Origin of the sequence: Caballeronia glebae (assembly GCF_001545035.1) — a bacterium.
GTDB classification, from domain to species: domain Bacteria; phylum Pseudomonadota; class Gammaproteobacteria; order Burkholderiales; family Burkholderiaceae; genus Caballeronia; species Caballeronia glebae.
Genome location: NZ_FCOJ02000061.1, coordinates 35,151 through 43,044, shown reverse-complemented (window position 1 = coordinate 43,044; position 7,894 = coordinate 35,151). Strand labels below are relative to the sequence as shown.

The following is a 7,894-nucleotide window of genomic DNA, read 5'->3' as shown; positions in this document are numbered from 1 at the left end:
GGAGTGTGCTGCACGTGCCGCGCGAAAGTGCTCGAAGGCGAAGTGAAGATGGAGAAGAACTACACGCTCGAACAACACGAGATCGATGAGGGTTTCGTGCTGACTTGCCAGTGCCATCCGGTGAGCGAGCGCGTGGTCGTGAGTTTCGACGAGCGTTAAGCAAGCCGCCCGCCCGCTGTCTCAATTCCTGTGAAAGACGCGCATCGCAACGATGCGCGTGAAGCCGAACCGATTCCAAAAAGTTTCCAACGCGATTCAAGCCCGAAGTCGTTAGCAATGCAACTATTGCGCGGCTTCGTTGCGATCGATCATCCTCCACATCGAGACTTGTCATGACTGAAGCCTTCATCTGCGATGCGATTCGTACGCCCATCGGCCGCTACGGTGGCGTTTTCAAGGACGTCCGCGCCGACGATCTCGGCGCCGTGCCCATCACCGCGCTCATGAAGCGCAACGCATCGGTGGAATGGGCGCAGATCGACGACGTGATCTACGGCTGCGCCAATCAGGCAGGCGAAGATAACCGCAACGTCGCGCGCATGTCGAGCCTGCTGGCGGGCTTGCCTGTCGATGTGCCCGGCTCGACGATCAACCGCCTGTGCGGCTCGGGCATGGACGCGGTCGGCAGCGCCGCGCGCGCGATCAAGGCGGGCGACGGCTCGCTCTATCTTGCCGGCGGCGTCGAAAGCATGACGCGCGCGCCGTTCGTGATGGGCAAGGCGTCGAGCGCGTTCTCGCGTTCGGCCGATATCTTCGATACGACCATCGGCTGGCGCTTCATCAATCGCGCGATGCGTGAGCGCTACGGCGTCGATTCGATGCCCGAGACCGCGGAGAACGTCGCCGTCGATTTCAATATCTCGCGCGATGCGCAGGACCGGTTCGCGCTGCGCAGCCAGCAGCGCGCCGCACGCGCACGGGCCGATGGCACGCTCGCACAGGAAATCGTTGCGGTGAACGTGCCGCAAAAGAAGGGCGAAACGGTGGCGGTCGATCGAGACGAGCATCCGCGCGAGACCTCGCTCGAATCGCTCGCGAAGCTGAAGGGCGTCGTGCGCGCCGACGGCAGTGTGACGGCGGGCAATGCATCGGGCGTGAACGATGGCGCATGCGCGCTCATCATCGCGAACGAGGATGCGGCGAAGCGCCATGGGCTCACGCCGCGTGCGCGCATCATCGGCATGGCGACGGCGGGCGTCGAGCCGCGCATCATGGGCATCGGTCCCGCGCCCGCGACGAAGAAGCTTCTCGCACGCACGGGCCTCACGCTGGAGCAGTTCGACGTCATCGAACTCAACGAAGCCTTCGCATCGCAAGGCCTCGCGGTGCTTCGTCAGCTGGGCCTTGCCGAAGACGATCCGCGCGTGAATCCGAACGGCGGCGCCATTGCGCTCGGTCATCCGCTCGGCGCATCCGGCGCGCGCCTGGTCACGACCGCGATGTTCGAACTCGAACGCCGCGCCGGTCGCTATGCGTTGTGCACGATGTGCATCGGAGTGGGCCAGGGCATTGCAATCGCGATCGAGCGCGTTTGAGGGCTTCACGACATGACACAAGCCATTCAGACATCGGCGGTCGTCGGTGTGATCGGCGCCGGCGCGATGGGCGCGGGCATCGCGCAAGTCGCGGCGCTGGCAGGACACACCGTGCTGCTTTACGACCTCGACTCGAAAGCACTCGACAAGGCGCGCGCCGGCATCGCGGCGAACGTGCAGCGCCTGATCGACAAGAAGAAACTCGATGAGCCCACGGGACATCGAGCTATCGACCGCGTGCGCATTATTACGAGTCTCGCAGACTTGCGCACGGCGTCGCTCGTCATCGAAGCCGTTGCAGAACGTCTCGACGTCAAGCGTGCGTTGTTCGGCGAACTCGAAGGCATGGTGGCGTCCGAGTGCATACTCGCGACCAACACGTCGTCCATCTCGATCACGGCTATCGCGGCGCCCTTGATGCATCCGTCGCGCGTGGTCGGCATGCACTTCTTCAACCCGGCGCCGCTGATGGCACTCGTCGAAGTCGTGCACGGACTCGCGACATCCGCCGCGGTCGCGCAAACCGTGTATGCCACATCGGCTGCATGGGGCAAGACGCCGGTCCATGCAAAGTCGACGCCGGGCTTCATCGTCAATCGCGTGGCGCGGCCGTTCTATGCGGAAGGCTTGCGCGTGCTCAACGAGCAGGGCGCCGATGCAGCTTCCATCGATGCCGTCATGCGCGATTCGGGCGGCTTCAGAATGGGGCCGTTCGAGTTGATGGATCTGATTGGCCACGACGTAAATTTCGCCGTGACGCAATCGGTGTTCGAGGCGTACTTCAACGATCCGCGTTTCACGCCTTCGCTGATTCAGCGGGAACTGGTGAATGCGGGATTTCTCGGCCGCAAGTCGGGCCGTGGCATCTATGACTATGCCGCCGATGCCGTGAAGCCTGCCACGTGCATCGAAACGAATACGCGTTCGCCGTCGAAAATCGTGCTCGGTGAAAGCGTGCCTTTGTATGAGTGCCTGCAAGCGCGCATAGCCTGCGCGAGCGTCGACCGTAACGATATGCCCGGCCTCATCGCGCAGATCGACGATGCCTTTCTCTTTATCACCGATGGCCGCACGGCGACCGAACGCGCGCATGCGCTCGGCATCGATAACATCGTGCTGATCGATCTCGCGCTCGACTATGGGAACGCGCCGAGCGTCGCGCTCACACGCGCGCGCCAGTGTTGCGCCGATGCGTACGCAGCGGTAGTCGGCGCATTGACGCAAGCAGGCTATGCAGTAGTGCCATTGAAGGATATTGCCGGCATGGCCGTGATGCGCACGGTCGCGATGCTGGTGAACGAAGCGGCGGATGCCGTAAATCAAGGCGTTTGCACGAGCGCCGATCTCGACCTCGCGATGGAGAAGGGCGTGAACTATCCGCTCGGGCCGCTCGCGTGGGGCGAACGTATCGGCATCGGGCGCATTCACGATGTGCTGGTTCATCTCGCGGCGCACTACGGCGAAGACCGTTATCGCGCATCGCCGCTCTTCTCGGCATTGCGATATTCGGGCCAGCGTTTTCACTGAACCGAATTCGCGTCATTCATTCATCGAGCATTCATGCAGGAGACAACCGTGCTTCAATCCATTGCACAGCAAAGCGAAATGGAACCGATCGAGCGCGCGAGCCGGGACGAACTTCAGGCGCTGCAACTCGAACGCCTGAAGTGGTCGTTGCGCCACGCCTACGAAAACGTGGCGCACTATCGCCGCGCTTTCGATGCTGCCGGCGTGCATCCCGACGACCTGCGCGAACTGTCCGATCTCGCGCGTTTTCCGACCACGACGAAAACCGATTTACGTGACAACTATCCGTTTGGGCTCTTCGCGGTGCCGCGCGATCAGGTCGTGCGCGTGCACGCATCGAGCGGCACGACGGGCAAGCCGACGGTGGTCGGCTATACGGCGAAGGACATCGACACATGGGCCAACGTCACCGCGCGTTCGATCAGAGCCGCTGGCGGCCGAAAGGGCGACACGCTGCACAATGCGTTCGGTTATGGTCTGTTCACAGGCGGTCTCGGCATTCACTACGGCGCTGAACGTCTGGGCTGCATGGTCGTGCCGATGTCGGGCGGACAGACCGAAAAGCAGGTTCAACTGATCCGCGACTTCGAGCCGAAGATCATTCTCGTCACGCCTTCGTACATGCTGAATTTGCTCGATGAAATGGCGCGCCAGGGCATGGACCCGGCGAGCACGTCGCTCAAGATCGGCATCTTCGGGGCCGAGCCATGGAGCCAGGGATTGCGCAGCGAAATCGAAACGCGCGCGGGCATACAGGCGCTCGACATCTACGGGTTATCGGAGATCATGGGTCCGGGCGTTGCGTGCGAGTGCATCGAAACGAAAGATGGCCCGACGATCTGGGAAGACCATTTCTATCCGGAGATCATCGATCCGGTGACGGGCGAAGTGCTTCCGGAAGGCAGCACGGGCGAACTGGTTTTCACGTCGCTCACGAAGGAAGCCATGCCGATGATCCGCTACCGCACGCGCGATCTCACCTCGTTGCTGCCGCCGAGCGCGCGCTCGATGCGCCGTCTCGCGAAGATCACGGGCCGCTCGGACGACATGCTCATCATTCGCGGCGTGAATGTCTTTCCGAGCCAGATCGAGGAACTGATCCTCGCGATTCCGCGCCTGAGCGGTCAGTATCAATTGTGCGTGTCGCGCGAGGGTCACATGGATTCGCTGTCCGTTTCCGTGGAAGCGCGCGCTGAAGTTTGCGCGACGTTGAACGAGAGCGACCGCGCCGGGTTATCGCGCGAACTTCAACATCGCGTCAAGACGATGGTCGGCGTATCGACGCAAGTGCGTGTGGTCGATTCCGGTGAACTGCCGACGACCGCGACCGGCAAGGCGAAGCGGGTAGTCGACCTGCGTCCGGCGACCGCATAACATTTCTTTTCGTCAAGCGCCTCGCGTTCTGCGGGGCGCTATTCCATTCTCATCAATTGGGGCGCGCGTTCCATTTCCGAAACGGCCCCACATTCTTCTGCAGAAATACTTCCGCATAAACCCTCGCAACCGTTTGCGCAAATTGTTTTGTAAGCTTCAGTTGTGTCATCGTATCGAGTGCATTTGCGTAGTAGTCGCAGAATAGTCGCAAAGTATTCGAGCAACGAACAACAAACGGGGCAGGCGGAACCTAGATGTGGATTGTCAGACTCGCGCTCAAGCGCCCGTACACATTCATCGTCCTGTCGTTGCTCTTGCTGATCATCGGTCCGCTCGTCATTCTGCGCACGCCGACCGATATCTTTCCTAACATCGATATTCCCGTCGTCAGCGTCATCTGGTCGTACACGGGTCTGCCGCCCGACCAGATGGAACGGCGTATCACGCTCAACTATGAGCGCGGGTTATCGGTGGCGGTGAACGACATCGAACATATCGAGTCGGAGTCGCTGCCGGGCATTGCGGTGATTCGCATCTACTTTCAGCCGAACGCGAATGTCGATGAAGCTATCGCCGAAATTACCGCGCTCTCGCAAACGCAATTACGCTCGCTTCCGCCGGGCATCACGCCGCCGAACATCTTGCGCTTCAATGCGTCGACGGTGCCGATTCTGCGGCTCGCGTTGTCGTCGGCGGAACTCACCGAACAGCAGCTCTACGACTTCGGCAATAGCTTTCTGAAGACGCAACTTGCGACCGTACAGGGCGCTTCGGTGCCATTGCCCTATGGCGGCAAGCAGCGGCAAATCATGGTCGATATCGATTCGCGCAAGCTGCAGGCGAAGAACCTTGCGCCTACCGATGTCGTCAATGCGATCAGCGCGCAGAACCTCATTCTGCCGACGGGCACGACGAAGATCGGCTCGACCGAATATTCGGTCGGTCTGAATGCGAGTCCGGGTTCGATCGAAGGACTTAACGATATACCGATACGGACCGGTCCCGGCGGCACGATCTATATCAAGGACGTCGCGCACGTGCGCGATGGCTTCCAGCCGCAGACCAATATCGTGCGGGTGGACGGCACGCGCGCTTCCTTACTCACGATCAACAAGAGCGGCAATGCATCGACACTCGATATCGTCGCGCGCGTGAAGAACCTGTTGCCGACCTTGCGCGGCATGGTGCCCGAGTCGCTCAAGATCGAGCCCGTGGCCGATCAATCGTTATTCGTGCGCGCGTCAGTGTCGGGCGTGTTGCGTGAAGCGGTGATCGCAGCGGGCCTGACCGCGCTGATGGTCTTGCTGTTCCTGGGAAGCTGGCGCGCGACGCTCATCATCGCGATCTCGATCCCGCTCTCGATGTTGACGTCGATCGTCGCGCTCTCCGCGATCGGACAGACGATAAATATCATGACGCTCGGCGGCCTCGCGCTCGCGGTCGGTATTCTCGTCGACGACGCGACAGTTGCAATCGAAAACATCAGCCAGAACCTGGAGCAGGGCAAAGAACTGGAGCATGCGATTCTCGATGGCGCGCAGCAGATCGCGGTGCCGACGCTCGTATCGACGCTCTCGATCTGCATCGTGTTCATTCCGATGTTCCTGCTGACAGGCGTCGCGCATTACCTGTTCGTGCCGATGGCCGAAGCTGTCGTGTTCGCCATGCTCGCGTCGTATTTCTTCTCGCGCACGCTTATCCCGACGCTCGCGAAATATCTGTTGCGTCATCACGAGCACATGGGCGGCGATGTCGAATCGATGAAAGGCTCACGCAATCCGTTCGTGCGCATTCATCTCGCGTTCGAGCGTCATTTCGAGTCCATTCGCGAGCGCTATGGACGCTTTCTCGAAGCGCAGCTAGCGCATCCTGGCCGCTTCGCTTCGCTGTTTCTACTGTGCTGCCTGTTGTCGCTCGGCCTTGCGCCGTTTCTCGGGCGCGACTTCTTTCCGTCGATCGATTCGGGCGTGATCGCGCTGCATATGCGCGGGAAGACGGGCACGCGCATCGAGGAAACGGCGGCGCTGACCGATCGCGTCGATGCACGCATCAGACAATTGATTCCACGCGGCGAGGTTCGCTCGATCATCGATAACATGGGGCTGCCGGTATCGGGCATCAATCTCTCGTATAACAATACGGGCACGGTCAGTTCCGCCGATGCCGATGTACTCATCAGCCTCAACGAAGATCACGCGCCTACCGAAGGTTATATCCACGAATTGCGAAAGCGCCTGCCGCAAGAGTTTCCCGGTGTGACGTTCTCGTTTCTGCCCGCGGATATCGTGAGTCAGATCCTCAACTTCGGCGTACCCGCGCCGATCGATATAGCAATCACTGGACGCGATGTGCGCGGCAATCGCGCGTTGGCCAATCGCATGCTGGAAAAGATCCGCCGTGTGCCGGGTCTCGTCGATGCGCGCATCCAGCAGCCTTCCGATCTGCCCTCGATCAACGTCGAGGTCGATCGCACCAAGGCGCTGCAAGCGGGCTTCACGCAGCGCGATGTCGCGAACAACCTGCTCATCACGCTATCGGGCAGTCAGCAAACGACGCCCACGTTCTGGCTCAACCCCGTGAATGGCGTGAGCTATAACGTCATCACCACCGCGCCGCAGTACGACATGGACTCGCTGCAATCGGTGGCCAACATTCCGGTGACGTCGGCGAGCGGCAAGACCAATATTCTCGGCGCGCTCGCTTCGCTGTCGCGCGGCGCGCGCGATGCCGTCGTCTATCACTACAACGCGCAGACCACCATCAATCTCTATGCGACCACCGAGCGGCGCGATCTCGGCGCGGTGGCGGACGATGTGCAACGCATCATCGACGAAGCGCGCGGCGAGATGCCCAAAGGCTCATCGATAGACATGCGCGGCCAGGTCGAAACGATGAACGGATCTTTTTCGGGGCTGGCGTTCGGGCTCATTCTCGCGGTCGTGCTGGTGTACTTGCTGATCGTCGTGAACTTTCAGTCGTGGCTCGATCCGTTCATCATCATCACCGCATTGCCGGGCGCGCTCGCGGGCATCGTGTGGATGTTGTTCCTGACGCATACGACGCTGTCGATTCCGGCGTTGACGGGCGCAATCATGTGTATCGGCATCGCGACGGCAAACAGCATTCTCGTGGTGAGTTTCGCGCGCACGGCGCTCGCCGAACATGGCGACGCGGTTCGCTCCGCGCTGGAAGCGGGCTATTCGCGTTTCAGGCCGGTGTTGATGACCGCACTCGCGATGATGATCGGCATGGTGCCGATGGCGATCGGTCTCGGTGAAGGCGGGGAGCAAAACGCGCCGCTCGGGCGCGCGGTGATCGGCGGCTTGATGGTCGGCACCGTCGCGACACTGTTCTTCGTGCCGGTGGTGTTCTCGATGATCTATCGACGAATGGAAGCCCGCGGCAAGGGGCGGGACGCAGCGGCGAAGGAAGCGGCGCAATAACATAATCGAACAGCA

5 protein-coding genes are annotated in these 7,894 nt (G+C 61.1%); all 5 read left to right on the top strand.

Going from position 1 to position 7,894, the window contains the following annotated elements:
- A partial coding sequence (locus AWB82_RS29940; RefSeq protein WP_143756919.1) for a 2Fe-2S iron-sulfur cluster-binding protein occupies positions 1–159 on the top strand: 159 nt, incomplete at its 5' end.
- Positions 160–332: 173 nt separating this feature from the next.
- A complete protein-coding gene (gene pcaF / locus AWB82_RS29935) occupies positions 333–1,535 on the top strand; it encodes a 3-oxoadipyl-CoA thiolase (protein WP_086972941.1) in 1,203 nt (400 codons plus the stop codon).
- A gap of 12 nt (positions 1,536–1,547) precedes the next feature.
- On the top strand, positions 1,548–3,062 hold the full coding sequence (locus AWB82_RS29930; protein WP_086972940.1) for a 3-hydroxyacyl-CoA dehydrogenase: 1,515 nt from the start codon (positions 1,548–1,550) through the stop codon (positions 3,060–3,062).
- A gap of 33 nt (positions 3,063–3,095) precedes the next feature.
- Entirely contained in the window at positions 3,096–4,436 is a 1,341-nt protein-coding gene (paaK, locus tag AWB82_RS29925; RefSeq protein ID WP_086972939.1) for a phenylacetate--CoA ligase PaaK, read from the top strand.
- Positions 4,437–4,690: 254 nt separating this feature from the next.
- Positions 4,691–7,879, top strand: coding sequence for an efflux RND transporter permease subunit (locus AWB82_RS29920; RefSeq protein WP_086972938.1), 3,189 nt, complete (start codon positions 4,691–4,693; stop codon positions 7,877–7,879).
- Positions 7,880–7,894: the final 15 nt, after the last annotated feature.